This window comes from Azospira sp. I13, assembly GCF_003112695.1.
Classification (GTDB): Bacteria; Pseudomonadota; Gammaproteobacteria; order Burkholderiales; family Rhodocyclaceae; genus Azospira.
Genome location: NZ_BFBP01000012.1, coordinates 62,809 through 78,871, shown reverse-complemented (window position 1 = coordinate 78,871; position 16,063 = coordinate 62,809). Strand labels below are relative to the sequence as shown.

The following is a 16,063-nucleotide window of genomic DNA, read 5'->3' as shown; positions in this document are numbered from 1 at the left end:
CGACCTAGGCGTTTCTGAAAAAAGTGAGGTGGGTCAATTTTCAGTTGATGCCCTGGGTCATTTTTACTGTGTTGCTAACAACGGTTGGCGACGGAATAACCACGGTCCCTGGCTGATAGGAGGACGACACGGGGATTCGAACCGGCATTCGGGGAGCCGGAACAAAGCGCTTATGGTTTTTGCAGCAGGACGGATCGTCGTAGCGGGCCCAACGGACCGCCAGTAACGGATCTGGGGCCAACCCTTCAAGTAGCTGGGAATAGCTGGAAATGATGCTCTTGGCCCTGAGCTCGATCCATCGAGCCGGAAGTTCTGCCCCTTTGTCTTCTCCCACATGGTTCGAGTGAAAGACCTCAAACCCCATGCTTACCCGTCTATCTTCGTTCAAGACCGCTACATCGAGCCGGCGGCCCGAGGGAATCCGGTACTCCTTTTCAACCTGGTAGGGGGAAGGTTTGGGAATCTCTATAGCAACGGTATGGCCGTGGGTTGAGCACTTGCCTTCAATCGTCGGTGCAATGGTTGTCTCACCGGATAACCACTTTTTCAGCCAGGCGTAGAGGAAGTGCTTGGCCACGGCATGCTGGTGCCCTTCTCCTTTGGCCCCATTCGCCGGATTGAGTGCGCATGCCCCTAAGGGGGGAATGTGAAAAAAATGGGCCCTACGCTTCTCCGGGATTCGGATCCCTACGGGTTTATTGCATTCGGGACAGAGGTACTGGCCACCCGGCATCGCCTTCTCTGGGAAGACTTCGTCGCCGAGCGAAGCAGAAATGGCGTAGGGGATGAGCAGGTCTTTCATCCTGGCATCGTATCACCCACCTCACACCAGAAAAATGCATTCAGGGTATCAACACTGCAAGGCGCCCATCCAAATCGAAAATTAGTTTGCAGCATATACACGCTACAACAATTTGCTTATTTTTCAATTGGTTGTGTTTTACACCGGGCCAGATAGCACATTAGAATCCCGGCAAATGAGGATTTTGATATGAGTCCATTTGCCAGCTATTTAAGAGCCCTGCGGAAGCAGCGTGGACTCCGCCAAAAGGAATTAGCCCATATGTTGGGCTACGAAGCCAGCTATTGGTCGGCACTCGAACGTTCGGAAAAGGGCCCTCCCAAGCAGGACTTCATCAACCGACTGATCCGAGGCCTTCAGCTAACTGAAGAAGAGCAGGCCACCCTGGCCCAAGCACTCAGACTTTCCCGACGCCACTTCTCACTCCCCTCTCGGGCCAGTGAGCGCGAATACACCCTGCTCCACCAACTGGAGCCCCAACTGGGCCATCTCAGCCCTCTTCAAATCCAGCTCATCGAACTGGCACTGCATATTCCTGCAGGGCAGGACCATCACGTCCAGCCCTCTGCGTAGCCAGGAGGCATCCAACCAACCAGGAGGAATCCACCATGTAAAAAAGGGCAAGCACACAGGCTTGCCCCTCATGGCAGCTGACGCTACCGCTCTAGACAAGCCAAGTATCGTCTTCTCCCATCAGGGGCGTCAAGCCTTATCCCATTGATTCAAAGAGACAACGGTCAGTTTTCCACTGACTGCGGGTTCTCTTTTGTCTCGATTTTCAAGACATGCGGCTGGCGCAGGGTCCCCTTACGTCCGCCGCCAGGAGAAAAACGATGCTCGCTAGAAAAGTTGTAACCCGCCGCGGCAGGCGCTTCCGTGGCTATTTTCCTTCCCACAAGCTCCATCGGATGGTGGCTTGGGAATCTCTTCTGGAAAGGGATGCCATCCTGCTTTTGGAGATATCCCCGGGAGTCGTTTCCTTCCAGGAACAACCGACTGTTATCCAGTATTTCGATGGGAAGTCACTCTGCGACTATTACCCAGACTTCGAGGTTGTCCTGGCAGACGGTTCGGTATTTCACCTGGAGGTTAAGACCACCTCCAAGCTGAAGAGCCCCAAGGTTGCCACCAAGTTCGCGGCTATCGCCACCCATTACCAGGAAAGGGGAATGGGCTTCCGGGTCGTTACGGAACAGGAGTTACAGCGTGAGCCCCTCCTGAGCAACGCTCAGGACCTAGCCTATCTCCGGGGCAAGACCAGTCGGTCCCTGCCATCGTTCCACGAACTTCGTACCGACCTGGGTGCCGACGTCATTGCCTTTGCGAAGGCCGAAGACATCCTGGGCCGGGATACCGTCCTGCATCTGATCGCTCATGGGATGCTGGGATGTGACATCTCCCAGCCCCTGGCAGGCAATACCCTGCTGACCATCCAGGAAGGAGGACGCAATGATTCGGTTCTCTTCTAAGGTCGGGCTGCGCTTCCTGGAAAAGGAAATGGGTTGGGAACTCAGCCGGCGCCTAGTAACCGGCAAGATCCAGTTCCAATCGGATCTCGGAGAATTACTAAACCTGACTGATCAAGAACTACGGGCCCGTTGGTTGTCCCAGGACTGGATCGTGGATGAATCCTCCCTGGGCACCCTTGCTAATGCCATCTATCTCGCGGCTCCACGGGACCTCGGAACTTATCCAGAAAGCCAGCAACGGGAAGCCAAACGGCGCAAACACTACCTGGAGGCCATCGATCCTGAGCACACCCGCTACCACCAGGAGCGCTGGCGAACCATCATCATCCAAGTGGCAGACCGTATAGGAGATCGCTGTCCCCCTTGTCCTGCGACCGTCCATACATGGTGGCGGCGCTATCGTCTGGCCAAGAGCTTCACCAGTCTGATTCCTCGCAATAAGCCAACACACCGACCCTATGTAAAGCTGGCCTACCAAGTATTTGAAGAAGTTGTTGCCACGGTATATCTGACCAACCAAAAACTACCAAAACAAGTGGTCGTAGATGAGCTTCATCGCAGGATTCCTGCAGTGAATCAGGGGCTGCTTAAGGAAGACCAGATAAAGGTCCCTTGTCGAGCCACGATCTATCGCTGGTTGGATCGCTTGCAGCACGATCTGGTGGATGCCTCCCGAGAAGGAGCTGAAGCAGCCCGCATGAAGTACCGGGCTGCCATCGGTAGCGTGAAGGTCGGCAATGTCCTGGCACGCATCGAAATCGACCACACCCCTCTGGATCTGATCGTTATCGACAGCGTAACGAAGCTGCCTTTGGGACGACCCTGGCTGACCATGGCCATCGATAGTTATTCACGCATGGTAGTGGGGTTCTATATCAGCTTTAACGCCCCTTCTGGCCATGGTGTCCTGCAATGCCTACGCCGTTCCATCCTACCGAAGGATGAATGGCTGGCCCGATTCCCGGACATCCGGGGCCAGTGGCCCGCTTACGGTATCCCGGAACTGATTGCCGTGGATAACGGAGCGGATCTTCACTCTGACGCCCTGGAAGCGGCCTGTCTGGAAATGGGGATCCAGATCCTCTTCTCTGGCTCCAAAACCCCTCAGCACAAGGGGGCGATCGAACGGTTCTTCCGCACCATGAACATGGGGTTGATCCATCGTTTGCCAGGGACAGTGTTCTCCAGCGTGGATGACCGTGGGGATTACCCGGCAGAAGACAAGGCCGTCATCGATATGGAGGGCCTGGTTCATCTGATCACCAAGTGGGTGGTTGAGGTGTACAACGTCACGCCCCACCGCGGTATCAATGCCCGCCCCATCGACCGGTGGTTTGAGTCGGCAGAACGCCGGATCATCGAGCTTCCAGCCTATCCCCAGCAACTGGAGATCATCGCCGGGATCCCGGCCAAGCGGACCCTGTTTCACTACGGCATCGAGCTGGATGGCCTGCAGTACAACTCTGAACTGCGCCGGGGCCAATGTCCCAGTCTCCCTCAAGTACTACGAGGACACAGTAGCTCACATCCATGTCTTCGATACCCACCTGCAGGAGTACCTCAAGGTACCGGCCAAGCTGGTGGAGTATGCGGAAAACCTGCCCCGGGATATTCACCGGCTGGTCCGGGAGAACGCCCGCAAGCGTTTTGGGGACAACTGCCCCAATCCCCAGCTGCTCCAGGCCCGAGCGGAAATCGAGGCGATCATCCAGGAGGCCATCAAGGCCAAGAAGATGGGACACCGCAAGGCCGGAGCGGGTTACCTCATGCATGACAGCGAGGCCGTTCTCAATGGGAAGGACCCACTGGCAGAGGCCCGCAAGCCCCTGAAGCCGATCAAGGAGGTCGTACCCCTGGCATTGCCCTCCGGTCTGGATGACGACCTGCCGGACTTTACTGCCGGCGAAGGGGTGTGACATGGAACCCTTAGCGGTAATGACCCAGTTCGCCCCAGCAGCAGTTCCGTTCCAGGCCCAGGGCCTGGGCTTCAAGCTGGTCATGGACCCTATCGCCCACCAACGCTACCGGGAGTCCATGTACGGCATCGCCGAGTTGCACCTGCGGCGCCGGAACCATGGAGCCGGCGGTGGCTTGCTCCTGACCGGACCTTCCGGCGCCGGCAAGAGCACCATGGTGCGGGCCTATGGAGAACGCTTTCCGAGGCAGCATCTGGCTGAGCGGACGGTGGTACCGGTGCTGATGGTGACGGTCCCGGCCTCCCCCACGGCCCGCAGCCTGGCCGGCGCCATCCTGGAAGCCCTGGGCCAGAAGAAGGCCCACCGGGGTACCGCCCCTGAAAAAACCTCCTGGATCTACGAGCTCTTCGTGAAGTGCGGGGTGGAGATGGTGATCCTGGACGAGTTCCAGCACCTTTTCTACGCCCCCAGCCTCAATGCTTTCCGGGATATCACCGACTGGCTGAAGAACTTCCTGGAGGACACGAAGGTAGGGATGGTGGCCTGCGGGCTGCCGGCAGCCGAGCTGGTGGTGAACAGCAACGAGCAGCTGGCCCGGCGGTTCTCGGAGCGGATCCGGATTACCCCCTTCTCCCTGGAGGTAGCGGAGGACTTCCAGGAATTCCGCGGCATCCTGAAGACCATGGAGACGCACCTGCCCCTCCCGGTCGAAGTCCCGCTCCATGAAGCCAACCTGGCCCGCCGTTTCCATGTGGGCAGCTACGGGCTCCTGGACTATGTCGTAAAAATCATCGAGGGGGCTGTCTCCGCCGCCACGGCCGCAGGCCTGGACACCCTGGACCTGCCGGCACTGGCGGCGGGCTTTCGCAACCGGGTATGGCGGGATGTTCCGGATCGGCTCAATCCCTTCCATCCGGAGTCGCCCCTGCGTCCCCTGGACCGGCCGGGGGAGGTGTTTTACCTCCATACCCGGCAGGATCCCGTGGGCTCTCCCGTGGCCCGGAAGCTGGGCATGAATCTGACCCGGGGAGGGAAGTGAGATGATCGATCAGCATTTCACTCCTTCCTCGGCACCGGATCTCCTGCTCCGTCCCCACCCCAGCCGGCATGAAGGTCCTCGGGGTTATCTGCTGCGGCTGGCCGAGGCTAACTGCATGACGCTCAGCGAGCTAGGTCAGTTGGGCATCCATTTCGATTCAGCCTGCCTGTATCGGCATCAGCTACTCCCCGATCCTGCCCTGGATCCTCACCTCCATGCCCATGTGGCCCGGGTCGCCCAACTGGCCGAATCGAAGGGTCGGGTCTGGAACATGCACCATGCGAGGTTCTGTCCGCAGTGCCTGGCGGAAGACCCGACCTGGCAGGCCTCCTGGGAGATCTACTTCCTGGATGTCTGCCCCAAGCATGGGGTCTGGATGGTGGATCAGTGCGGCTCCTGCGGCCAGCCCCTGAAGTGGAAGCGGGACTCCCTGCTGCGTTGCCAGTGTGGATCCGACCTGCGGGAGGAGACCTCCGGCCCCGCCCCGGACAACCTCCGGCGCCTGGCGGCCATCCTGGAAGACAAGCTGCTGCACTGGCCCGAGGGAGAGGCACCAACTCCCCTCACCCGCCTGGATGCAGACCAGACCCTGCGGCTGATCCGCTTCCTGGGGACCCATATGGATCCCATGGCCACTCCCCGGCCTTTGAAGCTGCGCAACTCTGGAAACCTGGAACGATCCTGGCCGGTATCGACCCTGGCGGCGGAGATCATTTTTCAGTGGCCGGAAGGATTCCATCAGGCCCTCAACCAGCTTCAGGCCAACTCCTCCGGAGAAAAGAAGGGACTCCGGGATACTTTCCAGCACGCCTATACCTACCTCTACAAGGGCTTCAAGGAGGCAGGGTTCAGCGATGTCCGTAAGGCCTTTGAAGAATGGATCACCGTTCATTGGAAAGGCGGGGTTGCCGGCAGGAATCGGCGCCTGCCCGAGTTGATCCAGAAGAACGCTCAGTGGATCCCCGGTACCGTTGCTGCCCATGAACTGGGGATCAGCCTCAAGCAGCTGCGGCGCCTGATCACCGAAGGCAACGTCGAGTGGGAAGAATTCCTGAGTACCGCCGGCCGCAAGTTCCTGATGGTCCGCCGGGACCAGCTGGTGCAAATCCAGGAGCAGCTGAGCGGGGAGATCACCATGGAAAAGGCCATGGAGATGCTGGGGCTCGGCAAGGTCCGGATGCAGCGGCTCCTCACCCTTCTCTTCCCCAGCGCCCGCCGTATCTGGGACAAGGAACATCTGCCTTGGCGGATCCCCCGTGGCGAGGTGGAGGCCCTGCTGGAAGTCGTCACCGATTTGCCGGTGCTGACCATTGCCGAGGAACACCAGGTCTCCCTCGGTTATGTCCTCAAGTTCTGGCATTGGACGGGGGATGAGATCCTGGCCCTGGTGGAAGCGGTAAAGGCGGGGACGCTGAAACCCCAGGCTTTCCAGGATGGGGCTCGTGGCATCAGTCGTTGGATTTTTGAAGTCTCGCAGCTCAGGTCCCTACAGCAGCGCCTAAACAGCGGTCGTTCCAACTGGGTCAGTATTCCCGAGATGGCCAGGATCCTGGGATTAAATCAGCAGGTCGCCTACTGGCTTACCCACCATGGGTTTGTACACGCCGAACGGTTGGGGCACATAGGGTCCCGAGTAAGCCGGGAAGAACTGGAGCGATTCCAGCAGAAGCATGTACTGGGCAAAGAGATCGCTGCCATTTTGGGATGCTCATCGAAGAAGATGAGCCTGATGCTGGCCGAGCAGGGGATCTATCCCTTGCGTGGTGAGGGACCCAACCCTTGCCGTATGCTGATCTATACTCGGGACAGCGAACTGCAACGATTTCTGGCTCAGATCACGGGATCGGACCCAGGGGAATTCCGGCTGGTAGGATTCCGGGGGTTTTCCGTGAACATTCAGTAGGATTATCGCGTCCATTGAGACGAAATTTTTGGATCGTCTCATTTACGATCTGTAACCTATTGATTTTGTTAGCCAGGGATCTAAGAGAAAATGAGATCCTACAGATGGAAATTTCTACAAATCGTAGATAGCAAAAATGCCACTCTTCGGAGTGGCATTTTTTTAATATTCCGGCCGTCTAGGTGGATCGTTCCGCGAAATATTGAAGCTCAGCAGTTGTCCTTTGCCTACTTCCCCACATTCACGAACGGCACGCTGTTGCCCATCATGGTGGTGGGCAGTTTTCCGTCCCACTTTTCGATGGCTTTGCGTTCGTTTTCCACCTCCCGCAAGCGCAGCAGTTCGGTGGTGACCTGTTGTTTCTGGATGCGCAGGGATTCGGCTTCGGCCTGGGCCTGGGCGATCTTCTGTTCGGCTTCGACGCGGATGCGTTGCAGGTCCCGGTCGGCCTTGAGCTTCTGCTGCTCGGCGGTGGTCTTGGCTTCCACCGCGTCGGTGAAGGACCTGGAGAAGGAGAAGTTGGTGATGGAGAACTCGTCCACCACCACGCCGTGCTTGACCAGGCGGCGGTCGAGAATGCCGCGGATCTTGTCCCGCACGTCGGGCCGCTTGGTGATCAGCTCTTCGGCGGTGTATTCGGCGGTGGCGGCCTTCACCGCTTCCTGCACGGAAGGGGTGATGATCTTGATGCCGATATCCTGGCCCACCTCGCGGAAGACGGAGACCACCGACTGGGGATTGATGTGGTAGTTAAGGGCCACGCTGGTGTGCACCGATTGCAGGTCCTTGGAGGCGGCATCGCCCTGCCCTTCGCCTTTCTGCACGCGGACTTCGATGAGGTGCATGGTCTGGGCCACGGGAATGCGGAAATGCAGGCCTTCGTCGTAAACCTCTTCGGTCACCTTGCCGAAGGTGGTCATGACGCCGCGATGGCCGGCCGGAACAATGGCGAAAGGCGCCACCATGGGCAGGAGGACGCCAGCAGCCACCAGGACGCCAACAATTTTCAGGACTTTCGACTTTGCGCTGACTTGCGTGATATCCATTTGTGCTCACTTTTCTGATGAATGACGGGGTGGCCTTATCCGTATTTGCGGAGAAGAACCTAGGCTGATGACATATGCCGTCAGCCTATCAGAAAGTCGCATCTGGATTCGCCAGCCCTGCCTGATGCAGCGCCATTGTGGCGGGCTAGCCCGTGCAGCACCGTACGCCCCCCCCGGATTTCTCAGGCGCCCTGCTTTCACTAGAATGCACCCGCTTGTCGGATCGTCGCCGCGCACTCCCGATGCGGCTTGAAATTGCCAACTGCGACCCGATATTCCCACCCCGAAAGACGGCTCCCCGCCGTCAGTTCCGGCGTCATGGCGCCCTGGCGCCCCCTTCAGTTCATCAACGGATATTGCTCGGTTGCACCGCCCCGGTTGCCGGACGTCCAGGATGTCAGGATGTAGGTCCATGCTCGTTTCCACTGCTACCGTTTCCCCACTGTCCCCGCTTTCCCAGACCTCCCAGGCCTCCCCCGCTGCCGGCGACGCCCGGCCCTTCATCATCGCCCTGCGGGCGGTGGCGGCGATCATCATTGCCTGGCACCACTTCGCCCTCTATGCGCCCCTCAAGGACTGGGCGGCCCCCTTCATGGGCGAGTTGCTGGACTGGCTGGCGGTGCACGCCCGGGCCACCCAGGTGTTCTTCGTCGTCGGCGGTTATGTCATGGCCCTCAGCATGAGCCGGCGCCAGTGGCGTCTGCCCCAGCTCGGCCACTTCCTGGTGAAACGCTACTGCCGCCTGGGCCTGCCCTATCTGGCCGCCATGGCCCTGGTGGCCCTGGCCTACGCCTTCGCCCGGGACTGGCTGCCGGAAGACGTCACCGGCAGCCCCATCTCCCTGCCCCAGGTGCTGGCCCACCTCTTCTTCCTGCAGGGCCTGCTGGGCTATGAGCAGCTCTCGGCAGGCTTCTGGTTCGTCTGCATCAACTTCCAGCTGGGCCTGATCTACGTCGCCATGCTCTGGCTGCGGGACGGCCCCGGCCGTGGCCGTTTCAATCTTCCCCTGTTGCTGGGCTGGCCCCTGGCGGCCTATTCCCTCTTCCACTTCAACCTCAATGAAGCCTGGGATGGCTGGTGGCTGTATTTCTTTCCCTATTTCTTCATGGGTGTGGTCATCCACCACGCGGTGAAGGAAGCCCGTTCGCCGGCCCAGTTCTGGTACTACGTACTGCTGCTGGGGGCTGCCATGATTTTTGAATGGCGTTGGCGCCTGGCCAGCGCCCTGCTGGTCGGTGCCCTGCTATGCCACGCCGAGTGGCGGGGCTGGGGCAGCCGCTGGCCCGGCAACCGCCTGGTGCTGAAGCTGGGGCAGCTCTCCTACAGCCTGTTCCTGGTGCATTTCCCGGTACTGGTCTTCGTCGGCGCCCTGTGGACCCGGCTGGAGTTTAATTCCCCCGAGCAGGCAGCCTTGGGCCTGGGTATCGCTTTCCTGCTCAGCCTGGGCCTGGCCCAGCTGTTCCACCGCTGGGTGGAGCAACCCGCCGCCGCCCTGGGCCGCCAACTCATGGGCCGGGGCGGCAAGGGAGCCTCGGGCCGCCGGCGGGAACCGGCCTATACCCGGCCGGCCCTGGAAATTCGCTGAGGAGGCAGCTGGCCACAGGGTCCGGCCTTTAGCCGGCCACGGCAAAAGGCCGATTCAGGCCTCCCCACCGATCAGGCTCACTCGCCTTCGTCACGCCACTGCACCCGGCCGCCGCCGGCCTCGTTGAGATGGGCAACCAAGGCGGCGCTGCCGCTTTCCGGCAGGGAAAAAGCCATCGTCACCGCATCGTCATGCTGCACGGCCTCCAGGGTCGCACCGTGTTGCTCCAGTTCGCGCCGCACCAGCCCTTCCAGGGCGTAGGGTACGGCGCAGTGCAGCTGGCGGCGCCGCACGATGGGCACCTTTTGGGCCGTCAGCAGGGCCTGGGCCACCGCATCGGTGTAGGCCCGCACCAGGCCCCCGGCCCCCAGCTTGACCCCGCCGTAGTAGCGCACCACGGTGGCCAGCACCCCTTCCAGATCCTGGTGCCGTAAAACTTCCAGCATGGGCCGCCCGGCAGTGCCGCCGGGCTCGCCGTCATCCACCGCCGCCGATTGCCCTCCAGCCAGCAAGGCCCAGCAGACGTGGGCCGCCCCGGGGTGGGCGGCGCGCAGGCCAGCCACCACTGCCAGGGCTTCTTCCCGCCCGGCCACGGCCTGCACGCTGCCGATGAAACGGCTTTTCTTGAGGATCAGTTCGCTATGGACGGGAGCGGCGAGGGAAAGCGGCATGACAGTACGGCAGAAAGAACATCAGCGAGACAAAGAAAACACCTGAGGAGACAACAACGGCATCGGCCGCCTGCCGACGCATGATCGGTTGCCCCGGGTCGGCACGGAGCGCTTCAGCGCCCGCCCGCCACGTCGAGCACGGTGCCGGTGGTGTAGGAGGCTTCGTCGGACAACAGCCAGAGCACGGCCCGGGCCACTTCATCCGCCGTGCCGCCCCGCTGCATGGGCACGCCGCCGGCAAGACGGGCCACCCGCCCGGGCTCGCCGCCATCGGCGTGAATCTCGGTGTCGATCAGGCCCGGCGCCACGGCATTGACCCGGATGCCTTCGGCCGCCACTTCCTTGGCCAGGCCCAGGGTGAGGGTTTCCACCGCCGCCTTGGAGGCGGCGTAATCCACGTATTCCCCCGGAGAACCGAGGCGGGCCGCCCGGGAAGAAAGATTGACGATAGCGCCGCCGGTGCCACCGTGGCGGGTGGACATGCGGCGCACCGCCTCCCGGGCGCAAAGGAAGGCACCCAGCACATTGGTGGCCAGGACCCGGCGGATACGCTCGGCCCCCATGTCTTCCACCCGCATCTGGGTTTCCAGGATGCCGGCGTTGTTCACCAGGGCATCGAGGCGACCGAACGTCGCATCCAGCGCAGCGAACAGGCGCAGCACATCGCCCTCCTCCGCCACGTCGGCCTGCACGGCCAGGGCCTGGCCGCCGCCCGCGCGAATCTCCGCCACCACGGCATCCGCCGCCGCCCGCTTGCTGGCGTAGGACAAACAGACGGCATAGCCCCGTGCCGCCGCCTGGCGGGCCAGGGCGGCGCCGATGCCGCGGGAACCGCCGGTAATGAGGATGACCTGGCTCATGTGCGCTCCTGGGAAAGGTGAGAATCTACTACGGGAAAGCCTCCGGGATGGGAAATGCCCCCGCCAGGCCGCCCCAGCCGTTCCCGGGGAAAGCCGCCAACCCTGCCGCAACCCGGCTAGGGACGCCGGCCCCGGCACAGGGCCAGGGCAGGGGGAATGGCCAGCCAGAAGCCCGAGGCAGGCATCAACAGTACACCTAGCCCGACCAGCAGCAGCAAGGCAATGGCCAGGCTGGGCCCGCCCCGGTGCCTGGATTTCCAGTTCATGCACGGCCAGGGCAAAAGCGAAGAGCGTCAAGCCGAAGAGGATGGACCAGGCCACCGCTGCCCGCAGGGGGTCCTGCCCCACGGCGTCGAGCAGGCCGGCGGCCCACAGTTGGCCCACGGTAGGTGCGCAGCAAAAGCTGACAGCGACCATGTGGATGCCCGCCACAGCCATCAGCCAACGCCCTTTCCAGGGGCGCGGGCGGGGAGAGGACAGTTCAGGTGAAACGCCAGTGTTAATCATGCTCATGGCTGAGCCTCCATGGTGTCGGGCGGCGGCGTGAAGCCGCCGCAAAGGGGTTCGAGGTGGACAGCCAGTTGCAGCAGGGTGTCTTCCTGCCAGCGGCGGCCGATGATCTGGATGCCGACGGGCAGGCCCGCCACCACGCCAATGGGCAGCACCACCACCGGGTGGCCGGTGAGGGAAAAGGGAATGGTCATGGCCACCGTGGCCTCCAGATAGGGCAGGCGCGTCTCTCCCTGTCCATCGGCTTCTTCTACCCGTAGGCGCGGAAACGGCCGGCCCGCCGGCATTGCCCGGGCCGGGTAGGGGCCGATGGGGGCCACCGGGCAGAGCAGGGCATCCCACTCACCAAGCCGGCCTTCCAGTGTTTCGATCAGGGCCTCCCGGGCGTTGAGGGCCTGGTTGTAGGCCTTCAGGTCCGCCCGCAGCCCCCGCATGAAGGCCCGGGCCACCGGCTGCCGCTGCAGGCCCGCCAGGGGGCCCAGGCGTTCCAGGTTGCCCAGCAGCAGGCGTTGCCAGGGCGGCAGTCCCAAGCCGATCTCGGCCCCTGCCAAGGTGCCGTAGGCGGCCCAGGCGCGGCCGATGTCGAAAATCCCCGGTTCCTGCCGTTCTACCCGGTGGCCGGCGCCTTCCAGGCGCTGCTTCAGTTGCACCAGTGCCGCACGGGTACGAAAGCACAGGGGCAGGCCCTCGAAGTCATCCCACCACAGCAGGCGCAGGGGAGCGGGGGAAAGCGTCTTGGGTGCATAGCTCACGCCAAGCGCACCAGATGCACCAGTGGCCGGCGCCCAGGGCGGCACGGTGCTGTCCTCGCCATCCGGGCCGGGCAGCAGGCGGTAGCCCAGGGCCAGATCGGCGGCGGAACGGGCCAGCACCCCCATGGAAAGCAGATGCCAGACGGTGCGGCCCACCCCGCTTCGGCCGTCCCGGGGCGGCAGATGGGGAATGTGGCCGGTGCGGGGAATGCGGTTTTCCGTCGCCTTCAGGCTGGAGATGCCGCAATAGGCTGCGGGGATGCGCAGGGAGCCGCCGATGTCGCTGCCCAGTTCGAGCAGGGAAAAGCCACTGGCAATGGCCACCGCTGCGCCGCTGGAACTGCCGCCAGGCGTTCGATGCCGCTGCCACGGGTTGTGGGTGGCGCCGAACAGGGGGCTCCAGCCGTGGGGAGCGCCGGCCAGTTCCGGCAGATTGCTCTTGCCCATGAGGACGGCCCCGGCCTGCCGCCAGCGGGCCACCACCGTGGCGTCGCGCCCGGGCTGGTAGCCGGCCAGGGGCGGATGGCTGGCGGTGGTGGGCAAATCCCTGGTGGCAAAGGTATCCTTCACCGAGATGGGCAGGCCGCCTAGGGGGCCGGGGTCATCGCCCGCCGCGCGTCGGGCATCCACCTGGCAGGCCGCAGCCCGGGCGCCTTCCCGATTGAGGGCCACCAGGGCATTGAGCCCCGCGTTGAGCCGGTCGATGCGTGTCTGGCAGCCTTCCACCAGATTTTGGGCGGTATAGCGGCCCTGGCGCAGGTCCTCCAGGGCGGCGCTGGCGGTCAGATAACGCAGATCAGGCAGGATGGCTTGAGCCATGGCCCATCCTCCCGGTGGGGCTTTCTTTCCCTGACCCGACCTTGGGCAGGGGTCCCGTTTTCACTGTCCAGCTTGTCTGGGCAAAAGGGATTGAATCAGTTGGGCAACAAATGGCGATGGAAGCGATAGGCAAGGTGCGCCCCGGGCTTGTATTCAAGGGCAGGCTGGGCATGGCGTGCTCCGGCAATGGCGATGGTAATAACGGCCACTGTAGCCGGCAGGAAAACCACCCGTCTTGTAGGAGAACGACAGGCCGGCTTCAGTAGCCGGACGGGCCGAAGAGCCGGGGCAGGCTGTCGGCGGCCACCAGGTAGGGCCAGAAGGCCGGGTTCCGGGCTGTAATGCCGGCGGCCAGTTGGCCCGGGGTATGGCCGGTGAATTGCTGCAGGTCGTGATGCAGATGGGCCTGGTCGTAGTAGCCGTGGTCGGCCGCCAGGGCTGCCCAGGAATCGGGAAGGGCGGTATCCGCGAAATGCTTGCTGTCTTGGTGGCAGCGGGAAAAATGCATGGTGTAGGCCATGACCAGGCCGCTGGTGCGGGTCTGGCGGTGGAAGCTGCGCAGGGATTGGCCATAGCTGGCAAGGAAGCGCCGTTCGAACTGGCGCTGGCCGATACCCAGGCGCTCGGCCCAGCTTCGGGGCGTGAGGCTGGCCCAGTCCGGCGGCAGGATGAGGTCAGCGGAGCTTTTCCGGATTTCCTGGCGCATTTGCCGGCAGACGGTGAGCAGCTGGAAGAAGGCGGCGACCAGCCGGGCTTCCGCAGCCCCTTCGGCCTGTTGGGTGAAGGCAGCTTCCAGACCGGCACGGCTGCCCGGATCCAGGAAGTCCATGGCTTCGACTCGGCCTTCCATGATCTCCAGGGCAGGAAAATCAACCAGGCAGGGCAAACGGCCCGGTTTCAGGGAGAGGGTGAGAATGCGGGTGCCCGGCTCGGCCCGGGCCCGGCGGATGCTTCGGGTGCCACCGCAGAGAGACAGAACCGGCATGGGCTGGAAGCGGCCGTCTTCCCAAACCTGGATACCGCCGCCAAGAATGAGCAGAAAAATGGGATGCAGCCCGGCCGGGAGCAAATAGTCGCCACCGGGCAGGGTCTTCAGCAGGCCGTATTGCAGGCAATCGGCCAGAGCTGGGGGTGGCGGAATGAGCAGGTCTTCCATGACTGCGGAATTCTACCCGCCCACCCCCGGCGCCTGTCCAGACGGTAAAACGCCCGACCAGGGCCGGGCGTCGGGATCAGCACAGGCGTGCGCTCTAGGCGCTTAGCCGGCTTATTTGAGTGCGGCGAGGGCAGCCTCGTAGTTGGGTTCGTTCTTGATTTCAGCCACCAACTCGCTGTGCAGCACGCGGTTGTCGCCATCCAGGACCACCACGGCCCGGGCGCACAGGCCGCGCAGGGGGCCGTTATCCACCGCCACACCGTAATCCTGCAGGAACTCGGCATTGCGGAAGGTGGAGGCGGTCTTCACCGCTTCCAGGCCTTCGGCACCGCAGAAACGGGCCTGGGCAAAGGGCAGGTCGGCCGAAATGCACAGCACCACGGTATTGGCCAAGGTGCCGGCGGCCTGGTTGAAGCGGCGCACGGAAGTGGCGCAGGTGGGGGTATCGATGCTGGGGAAGATGTTCAGCACCTTGCGTGCACCGCCCAGGCTGGCCAGGCTGATGTCGGCCAGATCCTTGCCGGTCAGGGTAAAGGCCGGGGCAGCACTGCCGGCAGCCGGCAGTTGGCCGGCGACTTGTACGGGGTTGCCCCCCAGGGTCACGGTCTGAGTCATCGAGTCTCCTTACTTTGTAGTGATGGAATGTTGATCAGAGTGGGAGATTTTGAACCGGTTCCCCTCTTTTCTGTGCACAAGCTGGGGATGAATGCCGGAGGAAATTGTGGGTAAGTCCCCTTTTTTGGGGCTCGTCCAAATCAACCCACATTTTGCCCACATGGCTCCGGGGGCCTTTCCCACAGGTTAAAAGTGATGGTAATTCTATGTTTTATAGCGGCTATATAGAGTTATCCACAGACTTAGGCGTCAGTTAACTGGTTTACGTCTTTGTATACATAAAGAACAGTGAACAACTGCTATGGCAGCTTTTTGAAAGAACAAAAAAACCCCACAGACCCAAAAATCAGGCCTGCAGGGTCACGAGGTTTGGTAAATGACTTAGTTGCTCGAGGGATTGGGTACGGCTACCGGCGGCGGTCCACGGCGTTCGCCTCTGGCCTGACGCTCCTCGAAGCGCTTTTTCATGGTCTCGCAGCGGGCAGGATCGGCCTTGCAGCGTTCTTCCATGCGTTGCTTCATCTTCGCCCGCATTTCTTCCCGCTTTTTCTCACAGGCGGCCGGGTCCTGTTTACACTGCTCGCGCATCTGATCGCGCTTGGCCCTGAGCTCTTCGCAGCGCTGGGGGTTATCCTTGCAGAATTCCTGGTGCCGGTGACCCATGGGGCCATCGGCACAGCGTTCCCGGGCTGCAGGGGCCTTGGGGCCGGGCTGGGGCGCTTCCTGGGCCTGGGCAGCCAGGCCGAAGCCGGCCAGGAAGAGGAAGGCAAGCATCTGGCGTCGCAACATGGTGTTCTCCTTGGGGGCGGGGTAATCGGACGCTTCCAGTATAGGAAGGGCCCCCTGCGACAGGTGTTTCACCCTGGAAAGGGGTTGTAAAAGAGTTTGTCGGCGGTTGCCGGTGGCAATCGTCTGAATGG

At 62.2% G+C, this 16,063-nt stretch carries 16 protein-coding genes and 1 pseudogene; 7 read left to right on the top strand and 10 right to left on the bottom strand.

All coding sequences use genetic code 11. The features are described from left to right. Window positions 1-40: 40 nt before the first annotated feature. Entirely contained in the window at window positions 41-802 is a 762-nt protein-coding gene (locus AZSI13_RS12845; RefSeq protein ID WP_109041570.1) for a competence protein CoiA family protein, read from the bottom strand. A 189-nt stretch (window positions 803-991) separates the two neighbouring features. On the opposite strand from AZSI13_RS12845, the gene AZSI13_RS12840 reads away from it, so the two are divergent. From AZSI13_RS12840 to AZSI13_RS12820, 6 genes are all read left to right on the top strand, one after another. Continuing rightward, the gene (locus tag AZSI13_RS12840) at window positions 992-1,375 is read left to right on the top strand and encodes a helix-turn-helix transcriptional regulator (RefSeq protein WP_109041569.1); all 384 of its coding nucleotides are present in this window, start codon (window positions 992-994) and stop codon (window positions 1,373-1,375) included. Between the two features lie 260 nt (window positions 1,376-1,635). After that, complete coding sequence (locus tag AZSI13_RS12835; RefSeq protein ID WP_165833511.1) at window positions 1,636-2,271, top strand: TnsA endonuclease N-terminal domain-containing protein; 636 nt, start codon at window positions 1,636-1,638, stop codon at window positions 2,269-2,271. Next, window positions 2,252-4,045 (top strand): DDE-type integrase/transposase/recombinase, encoded by a 1,794-nt coding sequence (locus tag AZSI13_RS12830; RefSeq protein ID WP_109041567.1) that lies wholly within the window; start codon window positions 2,252-2,254, stop codon window positions 4,043-4,045. Before AZSI13_RS12835 ends, AZSI13_RS12830 begins: the two co-directional genes overlap by 20 nt. After that, window positions 4,038-4,187 carry a hypothetical protein gene (locus tag AZSI13_RS17615; RefSeq protein ID WP_165833509.1) on the top strand — a complete coding sequence of 50 codons (150 nt, stop codon included), beginning with the start codon at window positions 4,038-4,040 and terminating at the stop codon, window positions 4,185-4,187. Before AZSI13_RS12830 ends, AZSI13_RS17615 begins: the two co-directional genes overlap by 8 nt. A 1-nt stretch (window position 4,188) precedes the next feature. Continuing rightward, complete coding sequence (locus AZSI13_RS12825) at window positions 4,189-5,226, top strand: TniB family NTP-binding protein (protein WP_165833507.1); 1,038 nt, start codon at window positions 4,189-4,191, stop codon at window positions 5,224-5,226. 1 nt (window position 5,227) lies between these two features. Next, window positions 5,228-7,129: a TniQ family protein gene (locus tag AZSI13_RS12820; protein ID WP_109041565.1), complete on the top strand. Its 1,902-nt coding sequence runs from the start codon at window positions 5,228-5,230 to the stop codon at window positions 7,127-7,129. Window positions 7,130-7,356: 227 nt separating this feature from the next. Here the strand turns inward: AZSI13_RS12820 and AZSI13_RS12815 are convergent, their stop codons facing one another. Continuing rightward, window positions 7,357-8,175 (bottom strand): prohibitin family protein, encoded by an 819-nt coding sequence (locus tag AZSI13_RS12815; protein WP_109041564.1) that lies wholly within the window; start codon window positions 8,173-8,175, stop codon window positions 7,357-7,359. A 412-nt stretch (window positions 8,176-8,587) separates the two neighbouring features. On the opposite strand from AZSI13_RS12815, the gene AZSI13_RS12810 reads away from it, so the two are divergent. Beyond that, window positions 8,588-9,760 carry an acyltransferase gene (locus tag AZSI13_RS12810; RefSeq protein WP_165833505.1) on the top strand — a complete coding sequence of 391 codons (1,173 nt, stop codon included), beginning with the start codon at window positions 8,588-8,590 and terminating at the stop codon, window positions 9,758-9,760. A gap of 77 nt (window positions 9,761-9,837) precedes the next feature. Here AZSI13_RS12810 and AZSI13_RS12805 read toward each other — a convergent pair whose 3' ends face one another. The 8 genes and pseudogenes from AZSI13_RS12805 to AZSI13_RS12780 form a co-directional block, all read right to left on the bottom strand. Then, the gene (locus AZSI13_RS12805; protein WP_109041562.1) at window positions 9,838-10,431 is read right to left on the bottom strand and encodes a YigZ family protein; all 594 of its coding nucleotides are present in this window, start codon (window positions 10,429-10,431) and stop codon (window positions 9,838-9,840) included. A 113-nt stretch (window positions 10,432-10,544) separates the two neighbouring features. Beyond that, window positions 10,545-11,291 carry an SDR family oxidoreductase gene (locus AZSI13_RS12800; protein WP_109041561.1) on the bottom strand — a complete coding sequence of 249 codons (747 nt, stop codon included), beginning with the start codon at window positions 11,289-11,291 and terminating at the stop codon, window positions 10,545-10,547. 116 nt (window positions 11,292-11,407) lie between these two features. Then, entirely contained in the window at window positions 11,408-11,557 is a 150-nt protein-coding gene (locus tag AZSI13_RS17610) for a DUF6463 family protein (protein ID WP_165833503.1), read from the bottom strand. Window positions 11,558-11,594: 37 nt separating this feature from the next. After that, window positions 11,595-11,708: pseudogene (locus AZSI13_RS18400) on the bottom strand (hypothetical protein); the annotation flags it as partial. Window positions 11,709-11,800: 92 nt separating this feature from the next. Beyond that, complete coding sequence (locus tag AZSI13_RS12795; protein ID WP_109041560.1) at window positions 11,801-13,372, bottom strand: amidase; 1,572 nt, start codon at window positions 13,370-13,372, stop codon at window positions 11,801-11,803. A 259-nt stretch (window positions 13,373-13,631) separates the two neighbouring features. Further along, window positions 13,632-14,528 carry an AraC family transcriptional regulator gene (locus AZSI13_RS12790; protein WP_109041559.1) on the bottom strand — a complete coding sequence of 299 codons (897 nt, stop codon included), beginning with the start codon at window positions 14,526-14,528 and terminating at the stop codon, window positions 13,632-13,634. 111 nt (window positions 14,529-14,639) lie between these two features. Further along, on the bottom strand, window positions 14,640-15,143 hold the full coding sequence (gene tpx, locus AZSI13_RS12785; protein ID WP_109041558.1) for a thiol peroxidase: 504 nt from the start codon (window positions 15,141-15,143) through the stop codon (window positions 14,640-14,642). A 381-nt stretch (window positions 15,144-15,524) separates the two neighbouring features. Beyond that, the gene (locus AZSI13_RS12780; RefSeq protein ID WP_133247317.1) at window positions 15,525-15,932 is read right to left on the bottom strand and encodes a hypothetical protein; all 408 of its coding nucleotides are present in this window, start codon (window positions 15,930-15,932) and stop codon (window positions 15,525-15,527) included. Window positions 15,933-16,063 lie beyond the last annotated feature (131 nt).